Genomic DNA, 17395 nt, shown 5'->3' with positions numbered 1-17395 from the left:
ATTAAGCGTTTGAAGCAATATTAGCTATGATTTCATAAAAATGAAATACGTCTTGATAGGAGTTATACAAGGGTGCCGGTGCTACCCTGATAACTCCGGGCTCTCTCCAGTCAACGATTATACCGGCATCGGTCATCCGTTGATGTATTTCTTTACCTTTGTTCTGGAACAACAAAGATAACTGAGCGCCGCGTTCATTACAATTTTCCGGTGTAATAATCTGGAAATTTATGCCGTTCAACTGTTGCAAAAGGAATTCAAGATAGTTGGTCATTCCTTCACTCTTGCTTCTTAAAGCGCCGATACCAGCAGCTTCAAATAATTCCAGGGAGGCTTTCAGGCTTACCATATTAAACACCTGAGCGGTGCTTTGCTGCCATCCTTCAGCTTCTTTTTTAGGCACAAACCCTTTTTCCATTTTAAAACGTGCACTCTCTTCATTGCCCCACCAGCCACCTAAACGAAGAAAATCGCGGTTACTGGCGTGTTTTTCATGCACAAAAGCGCCTCCTACCGCGCCGGGACCGCCATTCAGGTACTTATAAGAGCACCAAACGGCGAAATCTACTTCCCAATTGTGCAATTCTACCGGTATATTTCCAGCTACGTGTGCAAGGTCGAAACCTGCGTAAGCGCCTGCCTTGTGGGCAGCTGCTGTTATAGCGGGTATATCAAAAAACTGTCCGGTATAGTAATTTATACCTCCAAATAAAACCAGTGCTAAGCTATCACTTTCTCTGGTAATAATCTCCAAAATATCTTCTAATCTTATCAAATGTTCTCCGGGTCGCGGGGAAACTTCTAAAATTGCACTCTCCGGATCGTAGCCATGGAACTTTACCTGGGTTTCTACAGCGTATTGATCGCTGGGAAAAGCACCTGCCTCCATTAACACTTTAAACCGCTCTTTGTTTGGCCGGTAAAAACTAAGCATCATCAGATGCAGATTTACCGTTAACGTATTCATCACCGTCAATTCCTGCTGACTGGCCCCTAAAATGCCCGCCAGCGGCTTACTGCAATATTGTTGATAATATAACCATGGATTCTTTGCCAACCAATAACCCTCCACCGCACATTGTTGCCAATCCGCCAGTTCCTGTTCTATCGCCGCTTTCACATTCTTTGACTGTAGTCCGAGCGAGTTGCCGCATAAATAAATAGCATCCTTTCCGTTACGTTGTGGAAAATAAAACTGATCTCTGAATTTATGCAATGGATCCTGTCGGTCCTTCTCTTCAGCAAATGCTAACGATGCTACGTACTCCATGGTCTTCCAATCTTGCGCCTTCGTATTCTTTTAATGGCGGTCCTTTTGTTGTCAAGAAAGCTGTACTGATTATCTTATTTCTCTTTTTGATTGCTATTACAGGCTAAATGTCGCCTAACTATTCAAAACAGACTGTCTTTTAATGTTTTATTTCCTACTTATCATATGGCATATAAGGCTAAGGCTGTATATGGCTAGTAACGTGTAACTGTCTGAAGGGTCAAAAGTAATAAAGGCAATTCAAATGCCGCTCATTCCAAATGTTAAAATTTGTTAATGAAAGAAAAAAAACGATTTCGACCCCAATATACAAAAAAAAATCCGTCCCGAAGAATCGGGACGGAGACTGTTAACCTACAACTGTTACACTGTATTGAAAAAAAATTTAATTAACGGAGATTCTATCTGCCTTTTTTCCCTGTACCGGCTCCTCTGTTGCTGCTTCCGGCTCCGGGAAGAAGTCGTATGGCTTGGGAGATAAATACTTAGGATCATGCATTTTTCTGACATCGTCCCGTTTCATGAATATTTTTATAACTAATACCAGGAATGGCACGTATTTGAGCCACCGTGGCATATTATACCTATCCAGCACATCGATGGAGCGCTTATTCATGGCATACATCACCGGCACCATTACCAGTGTAAGGAAGGTGGCAAACACCAATCCGAACACCATGGTCCAGGCCAGCGGCCCCCAGAACGCCACGTTATCCCCACCAAAGAAAATATGCGGTTTAAACTCACTGAACAACGATGCAAAATCGATGTTAAAGCCCACTGCCAGCGGAATAAGTCCCAATATTGCAGCAATTGCCGTTAATATTACAGGGGTCATACGGGTTTTACCAGCTTCCACTACAGCATCATATACCGGCATTTTCTGCTGGATCAGCAAATCAGTGAATTCTACCAGTACGATACCGTTACGTACCACGATACCCGCCAACGCCATAATACCTACACCGGTCATTACGATGGAAATACTCATCTTGAAGATGGAGAAGCCCAGGAACACCCCGATGATACTGAAGAGGATTTCCATGAAAATGATCATCGGACGACCAATGGAGTTAAACTGGGTTACCATAATCATCAGGATCAAACCAAAAGCCCCCAGCATCGCCATCATCAGGAAGTTCATCGTTTCCTGCTGATCTTCCTGCTCCCCGGTCATTTTGATGACCACGGAAGCCGGATGGGTAAAGTCGTGCAGGGATGTTTCAATATGCTGCACCACCTCGTTGGCATTAAACCCTGTCAATACGTTGGAGTATAATGTAATAACCCTTTTCTGATCTATACGCCTGATACCTGCATAGGTATTGGAGTAGTGGATATCCGCTACGGCCGATAAAGGCACCTGGCGGATAGCGCCGTTCATATTCATATCCCTGTACACCAGGTTCAGGTTCATCAGGTTATTGATATTGTTACGCTGATTTTCGTCCAGGCGTACCATAATCTTGTATTCGTCTTTCGCATCACGGATCTTCGACGCTTCAAAACCAAACAGGGCTGTGCGGAGCGTCATCCCGATCTGACGGGTGGAAATGCCTTCTGCATTGGCTCTTTCCCGGTCAATGTTCACCACGATCTCCGGTTTATTGGCTTCAAAATCACTTTTCAGTTCTTCCACTCCACCGATCTGTAACGAGTCGAGGTAACGTTTAAGCCTGAACGAAGTGCTGGTCAGCTCATCAAAATTGTCGCCGCTGATTTCTATATTCACAGGCTTACCGGTTGGCGGGCCGCCCTGCTCCTGCTCTACCGTAATATTGGTGCCCGGTATTCCTTTTACTGCTTCACGGATTTTGTCGAGGTACTGAACGGTTGACTGTCCATTCCTCGCGCCAAATTCCACGAACGCAACGGTTACCTTACCTTTTTGCGGTTGTACGCTAAGGTCCATCTGCGACGGATCACCGGCGCCTTTAGCCACATTGGAGATAATAGATTCTACAATCGGGTTCTTGTTTCCTACCACTTTGGTGATGCGGTTTTCCACAATCTTCGTGATAGAATCCGTATACTTCTGGTCAGTACCGTTAGGTAGTTCTATATAAGTAAATATAAAATTCGGATCTGCCTGCGGGAAAAACACTACCTGTGGATTTCGTATAGCCGTGAGTACAATACTAAATATCAGCAAACCAAAAGTACCGATCACAATCCATACAGGACGCCATCCCAACAGGCACCACTTCAGGATCAGCTTATATCGTTCCTGCACTTTGGGCCAGAAATTATGCTGGAAGCGGCGTGCCACACCACCTAACCAGAAACGTTCCAGTACGATTAACAGGTACAGGAAGATCACAAAGTTGCCCACGCCCACGCTGCCATTGGCATAGCCAATCAATGCCACGAGGGCAAATACACCGGAGAGAATCGCAAACTTCTTATCAAACCTTGGTTTTGGATGATTTTCTCCTTCATGACGGTCCATGAAATCCACGGCAAAAACGGGGTTAATAATATAGGCCACTACCAGGGAAGCACCGAGTGTAGTAATGAGGGTTACCGGCAGGTAGAACATAAACTTACCGATTACACCAGGCCAGAAGAGCAGCGGAACAAAAGGCGCCAACACCGTCAGCGTACCGGAAAACACCGGCAGGAACACCTCTCCCGCGGCGATCTTCGCCGCCTTCACAATACCCAGATCCTTTCGCTCATTATAAATACGGTGTACGTTTTCTATCACCACAATGGCATCATCTACCACTATACCCAATGCCAGCAGGAAGGAAAACAATACCATCATGTTCAGTGTAAAGCCATACATCGGCATCAGCAAAAATGCGATGAACATGGAGATCGGTACTGACAACGCCACAAAGATCGCATTCACCGCTCCCATGAAGAACATGAGGATAATGGTTACCAGCAGGAAGCCGATAATAATGGTGTTGATCAGGTCATGTAAGGTTACGCGGGTAGACTTAGATTGATCTGCGGTAATAGTAATGTTCAGATTTTTAGGAAAATAATTTTCCTGCATATCTTTTGTGATCGCCTGTATCTTATCGGATGCGTCGATCAGGTTTTTACCGCTTTGTTTGATTACGTTCAGTGTGATTACGTTTTTACCTTCAAGGCGGGCATAGCTTTCCTGTTCCAGGAAACCATCCACCACATCGGCAACGTCTCTCAGGTACACGGTGGCACCGGATTGCCCGCGTACAATGATATTACCTATTCTTGCGGGGTCTTTGTATTCTCCTTTTACACTCAGGGTACGTTTTTGTCCATCCATGGCTACAAGACCACCGGAGATGGTAATGTTTTCGCCCTGTATGGCGCCAATGATATCATCGAAACTGATCTTGGCCGCATCCATTTTGTACTTATCGACGTTGATCTGTATCTCGCGTTCCAGCTCCCCCACCAGGTCTACGCGGGTAATTTCATTGAGCGCCTCGATACGGTCTTTCATATCATCTGCATACTTTTTGAGGGTTTGCAGGTCGAAGTCACCGGAGAGGTTTACGTTCATGATGGGAATCTGCGACACATCTATTTTCACGATCTGCGGTTCCTGGGTAAGGTTTGTTGGCAGATCTTTCTTCGCATCATCCACTTTTTCGCGTACCTGCTGACGGGCGGCTTCAATGTCTTCGTTGGCATTGAACTCGATGGTGATAGCGGAGAAATCCTGCATAGAAGTACTTTTGATCTTCTTTACACCGGAAATACCGTTCAGCTGTTTTTCGATAGGTTTGGTGATCGTTGTTTCCATATCTTCCGGAGAAGTACCGGCATTGATGGTATTGATATAGAACTGCGGGAACACCACCTCCGGAAACTGTTCCTTCGGCAGATTAATATAGGAAAGGATACCTGCGAGCGCAATGATAATAGTGGCTACGTAAACGCTCACCTTATTATCAATGGACCAGCTGGTAGGCTTAAATTCTTTATTGAGATTGTCTTGCATACACTTGGTTTTAGCCGTTTGAACGAGCTTTATAATTTAATCAGGTCGTTATCATTCAGCCCCTGAAAACCTGTAGTGATAATCTTATCACCTTTCCCTAACCCATTCTTTATTTCTGCCCTATCGTTATAGGTACGGCCCAATTCAACGGTTTTGCGTTGTGCAACCAGTTTACCATTGGCATTTTGTGCTACAATTACATAAGGTTTACCGGAGGTGTATTGTATTACGCTAACCGGGATCACCACTGCATCTTTTGCAGTATAATCCACGATCCTGATATGGGCTATCATATTTGGACGAAGGCCGGCATCTGGTTTCAGCGGTACTTCTATTTTGATGGTACGGCTGAGGGGGTCAATAGTTCTGGAAGCGAAACCAATGGTGCTGCGTATTTCGCGGTTAATATCCGGGAAGGAAATCACTACCGGATCTCCTGTTTTGAGCAGGCCTGCATAGGCTTCTGCAACGTTGGCGGTGATTTTCAGGTTATTCGCATTTACCACGCGGAATGCCGGAGCGCCGGGTGCAGTATTGTCGCCTACTTTAGCGATAACGGCATCCACGGTACCACTGATAGGAGCAATGATGCGGGTTTGCGACTGCTGATCCTGGAGGGTTGCCATTTTCCTTTCGAGGCTTTCCTTCTGGTTTTTAGCATTGAGGTATTGTACTTCAGATCCTATTTTCTGTGACCACAGGTTTTTTTGTTTTTCGAACAGGGTATTGGCCAGTTCCATCTGGGTGCGCAGTTCCGCCATATTTGCTTTCAGCACCTGGTCATCTACCTGCGCCAATGTTTGTCCCTGGCTCACCTGTTGTCCTTCTTTTACGAAGATGCCGGTGATAACGCCTGGTACACGGGCAGAAACGTTTACGTTTTCGCGGGCGTCTACACTGCCTTGCACATCAATATAATGTTCAAATAAAGTATCTGTTACTTCTGTAACAGTTACATCTTTCATTTTCTGTACAGAATCTTTTACGCCTATTTCTTTTTCGAGTGCTGCAATTTTCTTATCAATGTCTTCATTATATTTCACTTTCTCCTGCTTCAGCTGCTGAAGCTTTGCGGCTTTATTCTCACCACCGCCGCCGCAGGCAGCCAGTACAATTGTGATGATGGGGATCAGGAAGGAATATCTTTTGGTCATATAATTAGTAGTGAATGGTGATTGAAATAATTAAGCTTATAGTTTGCCGTATGATTTCAGCAGATCTATTTTGGCAACGATGGCATTGAACAAAGCGGTAAAATAATTATTCTGTGCAGTGAGCAGATCGTTTTCAGCTGTTGTCATTTCCAGGCTGGAACCTACGCCCTCCCTGTATTTGATCTGGGTGGTATGATGTACATCCTTCGCCAGTTCCATATTTTTTTCCTGTGCTTCCAGTGTAAGTACGTTGTTCCGGAAAGTAGAAGCCGATTGCTCCCTCTCCAGGTCGATGCCCAGTTTTGCATTTTCGATGGCTACCTCGCTTTTCTTTACGGCGAGCCATGCCTGATCTACCTGCCGTTTACGCTGGAAACCGGTGAAGATAGGGAGAGAAAGGTTAAGTCCGGTATTTACGTAGCCATACCACATGGGGCCCTGGAAGTAATCGAATTTATCGCTGCCTCTGAGTGCGCCGGTAGATGCAAACAGTTGCAGAGATGGCAGACCTTTCAGCTTGTATCTTTTCAGGTCATATTCATTCGCTTTCTTTTGTGTTTCCAGTAACTGGTATTCTATACGTTGCGAGTAATCGAATTTATCCATATCGAGTACATCGGCTACGATTTTTTCTGTAGAGAGTGTATCCCTTAACGTGATAGCCTGTTTAAGCGGCATTCCCATCTGGTATTTGAGGGAGGCGGTGCCTAGCTCAACGAGATTACGGAGTTTGGTTTGTTCTGTCTGCAGGTTGGTATATTGCACTACCAGCCTGTCTACATCCAATTTTTCGACCAGTCCGTTCTTATAAATTTCCTTTGTTTCGCTGAGAATTTTTTCCAGCGAAGTGATATTTTCGGAAAGGATATCCAATGCCTTGTTGGCGGAAAGTACGTTATAGTAGGCCTTATATACGTTTGACTTTACATCGATCTTACTTTTGGCAACGCCTTGCGACACCAGTGTTTCCAGGGTTTTGCGTGCCTGTAATGCCACGAGTACGCTGGGATCAAAGAGGGTTTGTGTCAGCTTTACTTCTCCCAGCATATTGTGTGCAAGCTGGAATGATATGGCAGTAAAGGAATCAGTGGGTGCGCCAAAGTTTTTGGCATTGAACATTTGCTTCTGTACAATAGGATTGTATTGATAAGAGCCGGCGCCGGTAATGGAGGGTAGTGCCATACCGCTGATTTCTTTATTTTTTGCCAGCTGAATCAGTTCGTCCAGTTTCGCGGTTTTCACGGCGCTCTGATTAGCCAGTGCATAGTCTACCGCTTCCTGGGCAGACAGGCTAATCGGCTCGGTGGTAACCTGCTGTTGGGCCATGACGTTGGTGGCCACTGATAGCAGCCACCCCATAAAAGCCATACTGGTGAGCCTTTTGATTGATAACATAGTATTATTTATTTTGCGATAGTTGTTTATATTCTTCAATAAGCTGGTATCCTTTTAAAGAAGCCACCCCATATAAAAAATTCTCCAGCAACACTCTCTGCACTTTGTTCATATCATATGTACCGGGGAAGACTTCAGGTTCAAAACAGAGCATACACCCGTGAACGCGGTACTGTGTTAATATATTGATATCAATATCGGGCCGGTACACTGCTTCGCTGATACCTCTTTCCATATTTTCACGGATCATGGTGGCCAGTGTGTTATTCTGGTATTCTTCAAAAACCTGGAAAGCTTTTGAGTGAAATTTCTGGAGATCCAGCATAATTACCGGGTTCATATTCCGCAAACGGCGGTCGATCATATCCATTACCAGGAAAAGCTCTTCGATGGCGTCCCTGGATTTCCTGCGGTCGGTCAGGCATTCCTCGTTTACTACCTCTATGAACCGGCTGATGGTCTGTGTGACCATATCATCCTTGTCGGTAAAATGGGCGTATAGTGTTTTTTTGGAGATACCCATTCTTTCAGCGATGTCATCCATGGTAATCGAGCGGGTACCAAACTGACGAAAAAGGCCGAAAGCCGTGTCCATAATGCGTTCCTGTGCTTCCATATTGTTTACGGCATAACCCTGTTGTTATGCAGGACAAAACTATGGAAACTTTCCAAACTTCCAAAGTTTCCAGTAACTATTTTTTACATGTGGCAACATGGAAAGGGCGGGGTGCTTTATGCTTTCTGCTTTATTGACTAATTTGCGGCTCTAATCATGAACCATGTCGCCAAAGCTTAGATTTAAAGTATTTGCATCGAGACTGTTGCGTTACTTCTTTCAGGGACTGCTTATACTGGCACCCATTGGGATTACGGCGCTCACCTTGTACTGGGCCTTTGTTACCATAGACAATATTATTCCGAAAGAGCTGATTCCAGAGGGCGCGTCTTTTGGTTTCCTGAAGTATAAGGGGGTAGGATTTGCGCTGGTATTACTGCTGATCATAGTGGTCGGCTACCTTAGCTCCTCATTTATAATAGGGAGGATCTTTGATTTGTTTGATCACCTGCTGGAGCGGACTCCATTTATCAAGTACATCTATACATCTATCAAAGATGTTTTTGATGCGTTTGTAGGCGAGAAGAAAAAGTTTGATCACCCTGTACTGGTACAGGTTTACGGGGTAGATGTGTGGGAGATGGGTTTTATTACACAGCCTGACGTGAGCAACCTGGGACTGGAAGATTATATGGCAGTATATGTACCACATGCCTACGCGATTACCGGTAAGGTATTTATGGTCCCTAAAGACAGGGTGAAGGCGTTAACCAATGTATCTGCCGGCGAGGCCATGAAGTTTGCCGTAAGCGGTGGCGTAACAAATATTTAGATGTCCGGATGTATGCCTGGTTGAAAAAAACCGGGCATACATCCGGTTTGAAAAAACAAAAGGGCTATATTCGTCTTCCCAAAAATATAGCGATATGTTAACCCACAACTACGTACGTATTTCCGTATTATTTATTGTTATGATGTTACCATGTGCAGAAGCCCATGCCTGGGGATTTTTTGCGCACCAGCGGATAAACCGGCTGGCGGTATTTTGTTTACCTCCGGAGATGATGGTATTGTACAAGCCCCAACTGGAGTACATTACCGTACATGCCACTGATCCTGACAAGCGCCGTTATGCGGTGCCTGCGGAGGGAGCCCGGCATTTCATTGACATTGATCTGTTTGATCAGCCTCCCTATGATCATATTCCCCGTAAGTGGGCAGATGCGGTGGCAAAGTATTCTGCTGATTCGCTGAACCGTAATGGCGTGCTGCCCTGGCACCTGGAGAAAATGATGGCCCTGCTTACAAAAGCGTTCCGGGAAAAGGAGCAACAGCGGATTTTACAGCTGTCGGCCGAATTGGGGCATTATATTGCCGATGCGCATGTGCCGTTGCATGCCTGTTCCAATCACAACGGGCAGTTCAGCGGGCAACAGGGCATACATGGGTTATGGGAGTCCAGGATCCCGGAGTTGCTGGCCGACCAGGAGTTTGATTACTGGGCGGGAAAGGCGGAGTATATCCGGGAGCCGCGCCGCTTTATCTGGGACATTATCCGGGTAAGCGGCATGGAAGCAGATACAGTGCTGCGTTACGAAAAGCGGCTCAGTGAGCGGTTTCCGCCGGGACGTCGTTTTGCCTATGAAAACCGAAACGGGGTATTGGTACGTACTTACGCTGATGACTATACGAAAGCTTATTCACTATCGATGGGCGACATGGTAGAACGGAGGATGAAAAATGCGATTGCAGCTGTAGCCGCCGCCTGGTATACAGCCTGGGTCAATGCAGGGCAGCCTTCCCTGCGGGAGCTGACTCATACAACCCTTGGCCCGGAAGAGCTACAGGAAGTTGAAAAGCTGCAACAGCAATGGTTGGAAGGTAAACTGCCGGTGAGGGAAGAGTAAACTGCTTAAAATATTTGCGGTATTACTCAATAATTAGAAAAGAAATTTTATCTTTGCCCATACCATCTTTTAGCCTATCCTACACCACGCGCCTTACAGGTTTTAAAACACCCGTGCCGTTTTTTTTCCGTTTCCTTAGAAAAACCAAAACAAAGTGGAAAGATCAAAATTTGAATTTAATCTGAATCGCAACATGAAGGTGCATAATTTTAACGCAGGTCCTTCTGTATTACCCAACGAGGTATTGTACAAGGCCAGTAAGGCCCTGATCGACTTTGAGGGATCGGGAATGTCAATACTGGAAATTGGCCACAGAACGCAACCGTTTATAGCGGTGATGGACGAGGCGCGCAACCTGGTGAGGGAACTGATGCAGCTTGATGACGACTTTGAAGTACTCTTTTTACATGGCGGGGCCACCACGCAGTTTATGCAGGTGCCGACAAACCTGCTGGAGAGCGGTGAAACAGCCGCTTATGTAGATACCGGGGTATGGTCTAACAAGGCTATCAAAGAAGCAAAATTGTTTGGCTTCGCCGACGTTGTGGCGAGCTCCAAAGAAAGCAACTACAATCACATTCCCAAGCAGTTTACCATTCCGCCACAGGCGAGTTATCTGCACATTACCACTAACAACACCATTTATGGTTCACAGTGGCATATGACGCCTGTTACCGACATACCCCTGGTAGCAGACATGAGCAGTGACATTATGAGCCGCAGCATGGACTTTAACAAGTACTCGTTGATTTATGCAGGCGTGCAGAAAAACATGGGCGCTGCCGGCGCTACCATGGTAGCTGTACGTAAAAGCATCCTGGGCAAGGTATCGCGCAAAATACCGTCAATACTGGATTACAGGAATCATATTGAAAATGGTTCCATGCTGAATACCCCGCCGGTGTTTGCAGTCTACATTTCCATGCTTACCCTCCGCTGGCTGAAAGAGCAGGGTGGTATTCCTGCCATTGAAAAGATCAATGACAAGAAAGCAGCATTGCTTTACGACGAAATTGACCACAACCCGCTGTTCCGCGGTACCGTGGTGAAGGAAGACCGTAGTAAAATGAATGCCTGCTTTATTATGGATAAGCCGGAAATGGAAGAGGAATTCCTGAAATTCTGTAAAAAAGAAGACATTGTAGGTATCAAGGGACACCGTCTCTCTGGCGGATTCCGTGTATCTATGTATAACGCCCTGCCTTACGAAAGCGTAGAAGTAATGGTAGAAGCCATGAAATACTTTTCGCTGAAGAAGGCCTAAAAAAGAATTACGAATTTAAAATTACGAATTACGGATTTGTATGTAGATTGTAAACGCGGATATTATCCGGGTTATCTACCTACAAATCCGTAATTCGTAATTTTAAATTCGTAATTCATATTCATCATGGCTATTATCAGACCATTCAACGGATTAAGGCCAACAGAAGAATTGGCTCCAAAAGTAGCGGCACGCCCATATGATGTTCTCAGCGGAGAAGAAGCCCGCATTGCAGCATCCGGCAACCCGTATTCATATTATCATGTTTCAAAATCTGAAATTGATCTGCCGGAAGGGATCGATACCCACAGTCAGCAGGTTTATGACAAGGCTGCAGAAAACCTGCAGCGCATGGTACAGGAAGGTATTCTTTTCCAGGAATCCCAGCCTGCCTATTATATCTATAAACTGATAATGAACGGCCGCGCACAAACCGGGCTCGTATGCGCATCGTCGATATCCGATTACAATAACGGCATTATTAAAAAACACGAGTTTACACGCCCCGACAAAGAATTGGACCGCATCAACCACATTAAAGCCACCAAAGCACAAACAGGTAACGTATTCCTGGCTTACAACGATGTACCGGAAGTAAACGCGCTGGTGGATCATTGGATGGAGCATAATAAGGCGGCCTATGACTTCACAGCCGACGATGGCATCCAACATACCGTTTGGGTGGTGAGCAGCCCGGGCGCCGTATCAGATATTACCTCCCTGTTTGCGGAGAAAGTACCGGCCACCTATATCGCAGATGGCCACCATCGCGCTGCCTCTGCCAGTCTCGTGCAAAAAGAACTGTATGCAGCAGGTAAAGTTACCTCTGTTGAAAACCCCGTCAACTATTTCCTTACCACCATATTCCCCGCCAGTCAGCTGGCTATCCTGGATTATAACCGGGTGGTAAAAGACCTGAACGGACTTAGCAAAGAAGCCCTGTTGTCAAGACTGGACTATGATTTCACCGTGGAAGAAATAGGCCACCTGCCACAACAACCTTCTATGCTGCATGAATTCAGCATGTACCTCGACGGCAAATGGTACCGCCTTGTAGCCAAAGAAGGCACCTACACCACAGACCCTATCGGGATCCTGGACGTGACGATCCTGTCGAATAATGTACTCGATAAATTGCTGGGGATTAAAGACCAGCGGACCGACAAACGGATTGATTTTGTAGGAGGCATCCGCGGACTGAATGAGCTGGTAAAACGGGTAGACAGCGGTGAAATGAAAGTAGCATTTGCCCTATACCCTGTTACTATTCAGCAATTATTTGATATTGCCGACAGCGGTAATGTGATGCCGCCAAAGAGTACCTGGTTTGAGCCTAAGCTGAGAGATGGATTAATTACACATATTATTTAATATTTTTAAGCCCCTGCTTATCCCGGCAGGGGCTTTTTTTATTCACCTATACCGCTGTTCCCTATGTCTGTAACACCTGCCACTGATCTTCTGAAAGATGATTTAACGCTGATACCGGGTCCCTATCCTTCCATGAAGCAAACGATCGTATTAGGTCTTGTACTCTTTTTGGGTAGTTTAGCCCTGCACCTGTCACTTCTTCGTTTCGCTTTTTACTTATCTGTTCCGGCACAAAATGTCGCCTATCTCACAGATGTATTGCTTCCCGTTTCACTGGTTGCCTTCTACCTGTTTACCCGGCAAAAGGCTTCTCTTTCCCTGAATATGCCCAAAGGCGACAATTTATGGATGCTGCTGCTGATTGTTCCGGCCCTGTATGTGCAGGTAGCTTTTCTGAAACATTTTATCGGAGGTCCTTTTAACTGGTCTGGCAGCGGTTTTATAACAAGTTCTGTATGGCTCTATTGCGTGGTGTTTATCCTGTTTCTTCCGGCGATACAGGAATTTGTGTTCCGGGGTATCGTATTGGATGGCCTGCTCCGAAAAAATCCTGCCCATATTGCTTTGGTAGCTGCTTCCGTGGTGGCTGCCCTACCCTATTTGTATCCGGCGTCCATGCTAACTTATCTGCCTGTCTCTTTTTTCCTGTCGTGGCTGTATTACAGGTCCCGCAGCCTGGTATTCACCTATATTTCCAATGCAATGCTTAGTGCTATACCATTATTATTAAACATTAGGCAAAAAGATCATATTACTGCTTTAGGAAAACTGGGTGATTTAAATGAATCTGCACCTGTGCTGCTAGGGGCTGCTATCGTGTTCTGGGTGGTTATTATTTTCTTCAACAGGAACATTCTTGAGTCAAATAAAATAATCAATTAATATATAAAATATCTCCGCTTTCTGCTCACCGATTGATCTGTGGGACATTACCCCATTTTCCTTACTTTTACAACAAACGAACAAGACAAGGAATGAAGAAATGGTCATCTTTATTGAAAGCATTTTTAGTTGCAGGGGTTTTATTTTCACAGGTAGTGGTTGCACAGGATGCCAAAGAGCTATACAATACAGCATCCGGGTTTATTCGAAGCGGGGATTATTCCAATGCCATACTGGTACTGAACCAGGCTTTACAATTGGAGCCGGATAATTTTGAATATAAGAAACAGCTGGCATTTACCTTCTACCTGAAAGGTGACCTGGTAAAGGCAAAAAGCGTGATAGAGCCGTTGCTGAACAGCAAAGAGGTGGATGTACAGGCATTTCAGATCGCAGGAAATATTTATGTGGGCAGGGAAGAATGGAAAACCGCGCAGCGTATGTATGAGCGCGCCATTAAGAAGTATCCCCACAGTGGCGAGTTGTATAATGACAACGGCACGTTGCTGATGAACTTTAAAATGTATGACGGTGCGCTGCGCAGCTGGATCAGGGGTATTGAACAGGATCCGGCCTTTCCGGGCAACTATTACAACGCGACCAAAACATATGATTACAGTAATAACCCGTTGTGGTGCATTTTATATGGCGAAACCTTCATGAATATGGAAAGTTTCACCACCCGGACAGCAGAGATAAGAAATATTGTACTGGAGTCTTATAAGAAGTTATTCAATGATCCGACGCTGTTTGACGCCATGTTACCGGATGATAAAAAGGGTAGAAAAGGTAGAAGTGATTTTGTAGAAGCGTACAAAACCTGCATGGGTAAGCAAATCAATGTGGTAACCGGGGGAATAGATCCCGATGTGCTGGTGATGGTACGTACCCGCTTTCTGCTGGACTGGTATAATTTTTACGGCATGAAGTATCCGTTTGCCCTCTTCGATTTTCAGCGCAACCTGTTACGGGAGGGGATGTTTGAATCCTACAATCAATGGTTGTTTGGTCCTGCTGCTAACCAGGCCAATTACAAAGCATGGGTAGGATTACATAAACAGGATTATGATGCATTCCTGAACTACCAACGTAGTACGCCATTAAAGCCCCGACCTGATGAATACTACAATGATGGAAGGTTTACGCTGATAAATTCGGGATATTAGTATTGGGTATTTTTTTGATTTACCGGTTTAGTCATTTAGTTGCTGTAGCAACTGATCGACTAAATCCGTAAATTGTAAATCTCAAAATCTGAATATGCTCGTTAACAAACACCAAAACATTATCGACAACGCTGTAAAGGCGAACCACGAAAGAACTTTCTATTCGCAATATCCGGAGCATCCAAAAGCTTACGGCGAAGAGGCCCATGCAAGGGGCGTTCAGAGTTATCAGCAACTGCTGGGCAAACCATTCAAACAATTACTGCAAACAGGTGAAACTGGCTGGAGCGGAGAAGAAGTATCGCCCTATACCCGTGAGGTGCTGGGAGTGACCTATCCGGTATTTACTGTTACCGACCTGCTCAGCAAGGCCGCTGAAGCGGGTAAAAGCTGGGGGCTGCTACCTGTAGCGGAAAGAGCCGGCATACTCACGGAAACGCTTGAACGAATAAAAGATTATTTCTTTGATATCGCCAACGCCACCATGCATACCACCGGGCAAAGCTTTATGATGAGCTTCCAGGCTTCCGGTCCGCATGCTAACGACCGTGCCCTTGAAGCAGTAGCTACCGGCTATCACGAATTACAGCGCTATCCTCCGAATCTTACCTGGGAAAAGCCAATGGGCAAAACCAGTATCAAGTTATATAAAACATTCAGACCCGTTCCCAAAGGTACTGGTGTGGTGATCGGTTGTTCTACTTTCCCGGTGTGGAATACGCTGCCGGGGGTATATGCCGACCTGGTGACCGGTAACCCGGTGATTGTAAAACCGCATCCGAAAGCAATACTTCCCATAGCCATTGCAGTGAGCGCTATTCAGCAGGCGTTACGTGACAGTGGTTATGATCCGAACCTGTGCCAGCTGGCAGCAGATAGTTCTGAAAACCTCATCACCAAAGAGCTGTGCGAACATCCGGAAGTAAGACTGATTGACTATACCGGCGGCAACGCCTTTGGTAACTACATAGAATCGCTGCCAGGGAAAACTGTATTCACAGAAAAAGCAGGGGTTAACTCTGTGATACTCGACAGTGCAAAAGACCTGGATGCAGTGATCCAGAACCTGGCATTTTCTGTTAGTTTGTATTCCGGGCAGATGTGTACCGCACCACAGAACTTTTTCATCCCCGAACAGGGTGTCGGTACCGACAATGGGCCTGTGTCTTTCAACGAAGTGGTACAAAAATTCAAAGATGCCGTGGTAGGTTTGGTGAATCATCCGAAGATGGGCGCCGGCACATTGGGCGCTATTCAAAATGAGGCTACCCTCAGCAGGGCGCAGGAAGCCCGCCACCTGGGCGGTAAAGTGATACTGGAAGGCACGCCGGTGGTAAATGAAGAATTTTCCAACGCCAGGGTATGTGCTCCTACCATTTTGGAGGTAAGCAGCGCGGACACGGCCATCTATGAAAAGGAACTTTTCGGACCGGTAATACTGATCATTAAAACAAGGGATACCCATCACAGCATTCAACTGGCGCGGCAAATGGCCGTGAAGTATGGCGCCATTACCTGTGGTGCGTATACGACTGATCATGAGATAAAAGAAAAAATTACAACAGAAATGAACAGTGTATTTACACCAGTGTCGTTCAACTTCACAGGATTTATCTGGGTAAATCAGCATGCTGCTTTTTCTGATTTCCATGTTACCGGTGGTAACCCGGCGGGCAATGCCAGCTTTACCAACCAGGAATTTATTGTGAAGCGATTTGTATGGGTGGGCAACCGGGAGCTGGCAGAATAGTAAAACCTATTAACAAGCGTCCCCTAAAACCGGGACGCTTGTTTTTTAAAGCATACGTCTATTTATGAAAAAACTGCTATGTGTCATATTCATTCTTACCTGCGGCATTATTGCATGCGAGCAGGCGCCTAAGGCTGATAAAGCAAAGGTTACGGATGCACAAACCGTACAAACCGGCACCGGTCATGCTTATTTGCCCGATACCGCCAACAGCGTGGTAACATGGACAGGCACCAAACCAACCGGTAAACATCATGGTACGCTGAAGCTTGCAGGAGGCGCACTTTATGTAAAAGACAGCGTTATCACCGGCGGACAATTTATCATTAATATGCATTCCCTGCAGGATGTGGACCTTGCGGGAGACACAGCCATGAAGCGCAAACTGGAAAATGAGCTGAAAGGAGAAATGTTTTTCGATGTTAAAAAATTCCCTGCTGCTACTTTTGAAATCACGGAAGTAACTTCTTTCCATCCTGCAGTAGGCGATGAATTAACCCTCAAAGAAGCTACACATATCATCAAAGGGAACCTGACACTGAAATCCGTTACCAAAAATATTTCGTTCCCTGCCAGAGTTGAATTTACCAGTAATGGACTCAGCGCGATGGCCAATTTCAATATTGACCGTACCGAATGGGGCATCAGCTACCGGGCTGATAAATCACTGCAGGATAAACTCATTAACTCACAAGTGAATATCACCTTCGATATCCGGGCCAACCGATAAGCCCGCTTTT

Annotated in this window: 13 protein-coding genes; 8 read left to right on the top strand and 5 right to left on the bottom strand. The window is 45.7% G+C overall.

All coding sequences use genetic code 11. The features are described 5' to 3' along the window. Position 1 precedes the first annotated feature (1 nt). From kynU to KE626_RS15015, 5 genes are all read right to left on the bottom strand, one after another. A complete protein-coding gene (kynU, locus tag KE626_RS15035) occupies positions 2-1270 on the bottom strand; it encodes a kynureninase (protein WP_211973730.1) in 1269 nt (422 codons plus the stop codon). A 385-nt stretch (positions 1271-1655) separates the two neighbouring features. Next, positions 1656-5210 (bottom strand): efflux RND transporter permease subunit, encoded by a 3555-nt coding sequence (locus tag KE626_RS15030; RefSeq protein WP_211973729.1) that lies wholly within the window; start codon positions 5208-5210, stop codon positions 1656-1658. A gap of 29 nt (positions 5211-5239) precedes the next feature. Beyond that, a complete protein-coding gene (locus KE626_RS15025) occupies positions 5240-6364 on the bottom strand; it encodes an efflux RND transporter periplasmic adaptor subunit (RefSeq protein WP_211973728.1) in 1125 nt (374 codons plus the stop codon). A 36-nt stretch (positions 6365-6400) separates the two neighbouring features. Continuing rightward, positions 6401-7759 carry a TolC family protein gene (locus KE626_RS15020; protein WP_211973727.1) on the bottom strand — a complete coding sequence of 453 codons (1359 nt, stop codon included), beginning with the start codon at positions 7757-7759 and terminating at the stop codon, positions 6401-6403. Positions 7760-7763: 4 nt separating this feature from the next. After that, positions 7764-8375, bottom strand: a complete 612-nt coding sequence (locus KE626_RS15015) for a TetR/AcrR family transcriptional regulator (RefSeq protein WP_211973726.1) — start codon at positions 8373-8375, stop codon at positions 7764-7766. 163 nt (positions 8376-8538) lie between these two features. Here KE626_RS15015 and KE626_RS15010 point away from each other — a divergent pair, with 163 nt between their 5' ends. The 8 genes from KE626_RS15010 to KE626_RS14975 all read left to right on the top strand — a co-directional run bounded on the left by KE626_RS15010 (position 8539) and on the right by KE626_RS14975 (position 17385). Then, complete coding sequence (locus KE626_RS15010; RefSeq protein WP_211973725.1) at positions 8539-9147, top strand: DUF502 domain-containing protein; 609 nt, start codon at positions 8539-8541, stop codon at positions 9145-9147. Between the two features lie 94 nt (positions 9148-9241). Next, on the top strand, positions 9242-10222 hold the full coding sequence (locus tag KE626_RS15005; protein WP_249207477.1) for a zinc dependent phospholipase C family protein: 981 nt from the start codon (positions 9242-9244) through the stop codon (positions 10220-10222). Positions 10223-10376: 154 nt separating this feature from the next. Further along, positions 10377-11486, top strand: coding sequence for a 3-phosphoserine/phosphohydroxythreonine transaminase (gene serC / locus KE626_RS15000; RefSeq protein WP_346344421.1), 1110 nt, complete (start codon positions 10377-10379; stop codon positions 11484-11486). Between the two features lie 126 nt (positions 11487-11612). Continuing rightward, positions 11613-12857, top strand: a complete 1245-nt coding sequence (locus KE626_RS14995; protein WP_211973724.1) for a DUF1015 domain-containing protein — start codon at positions 11613-11615, stop codon at positions 12855-12857. 63 nt (positions 12858-12920) lie between these two features. Beyond that, positions 12921-13739 (top strand): CPBP family glutamic-type intramembrane protease, encoded by an 819-nt coding sequence (locus tag KE626_RS14990; RefSeq protein WP_211973723.1) that lies wholly within the window; start codon positions 12921-12923, stop codon positions 13737-13739. Positions 13740-13831: 92 nt separating this feature from the next. Next, positions 13832-14905 carry a tetratricopeptide repeat protein gene (locus KE626_RS14985; RefSeq protein ID WP_211973722.1) on the top strand — a complete coding sequence of 358 codons (1074 nt, stop codon included), beginning with the start codon at positions 13832-13834 and terminating at the stop codon, positions 14903-14905. Positions 14906-14999: 94 nt separating this feature from the next. Next, the gene (gene paaN / locus KE626_RS14980) at positions 15000-16655 is read left to right on the top strand and encodes a phenylacetic acid degradation protein PaaN (RefSeq protein ID WP_211973721.1); all 1656 of its coding nucleotides are present in this window, start codon (positions 15000-15002) and stop codon (positions 16653-16655) included. 64 nt (positions 16656-16719) lie between these two features. Beyond that, complete coding sequence (locus KE626_RS14975) at positions 16720-17385, top strand: YceI family protein (RefSeq protein ID WP_211973720.1); 666 nt, start codon at positions 16720-16722, stop codon at positions 17383-17385. The last annotated feature ends 10 nt before the right edge of the window (positions 17386-17395 follow it).

It is taken from the genome of Chitinophaga hostae (assembly GCF_018224885.1).
Taxonomy (GTDB): domain Bacteria; phylum Bacteroidota; class Bacteroidia; order Chitinophagales; family Chitinophagaceae; genus Chitinophaga; species Chitinophaga hostae.
This window is presented reverse-complemented; position numbering and strand designations above follow the sequence as displayed.

Bases quoted from the DNA above. Each gene is read 5' to 3' on its own strand.
- kynU (WP_211973730.1), bottom strand. From the start codon at position 1,270: ATGGAGTACGTAGCATCGTTAGCATTTGCTGAAGAGAAGGACCGACAG.
- KE626_RS15030 (WP_211973729.1), bottom strand. From the start codon at position 5,210: ATGCAAGACAATCTCAATAAAGAATTTAAGCCTACCAGCTGGTCCATT.
- KE626_RS15025 (WP_211973728.1), bottom strand. From the start codon at position 6,364: ATGACCAAAAGATATTCCTTCCTGATCCCCATCATCACAATTGTACTG.
- KE626_RS15020 (WP_211973727.1), bottom strand. From the start codon at position 7,759: ATGTTATCAATCAAAAGGCTCACCAGTATGGCTTTTATGGGGTGGCTG.
- KE626_RS15015 (WP_211973726.1), bottom strand. From the start codon at position 8,375: ATGGAAGCACAGGAACGCATTATGGACACGGCTTTCGGCCTTTTTCGT.
- KE626_RS15010 (WP_211973725.1), top strand. From the start codon at position 8,539: ATGTCGCCAAAGCTTAGATTTAAAGTATTTGCATCGAGACTGTTGCGT.
- KE626_RS15005 (WP_249207477.1), top strand. From the start codon at position 9,242: ATGTTAACCCACAACTACGTACGTATTTCCGTATTATTTATTGTTATG.
- KE626_RS14995 (WP_211973724.1), top strand. From the start codon at position 11,613: ATGGCTATTATCAGACCATTCAACGGATTAAGGCCAACAGAAGAATTG.
- KE626_RS14990 (WP_211973723.1), top strand. From the start codon at position 12,921: ATGTCTGTAACACCTGCCACTGATCTTCTGAAAGATGATTTAACGCTG.
- KE626_RS14985 (WP_211973722.1), top strand. From the start codon at position 13,832: ATGAAGAAATGGTCATCTTTATTGAAAGCATTTTTAGTTGCAGGGGTT.
- paaN (WP_211973721.1), top strand. From the start codon at position 15,000: ATGCTCGTTAACAAACACCAAAACATTATCGACAACGCTGTAAAGGCG.
- KE626_RS14975 (WP_211973720.1), top strand. From the start codon at position 16,720: ATGAAAAAACTGCTATGTGTCATATTCATTCTTACCTGCGGCATTATT.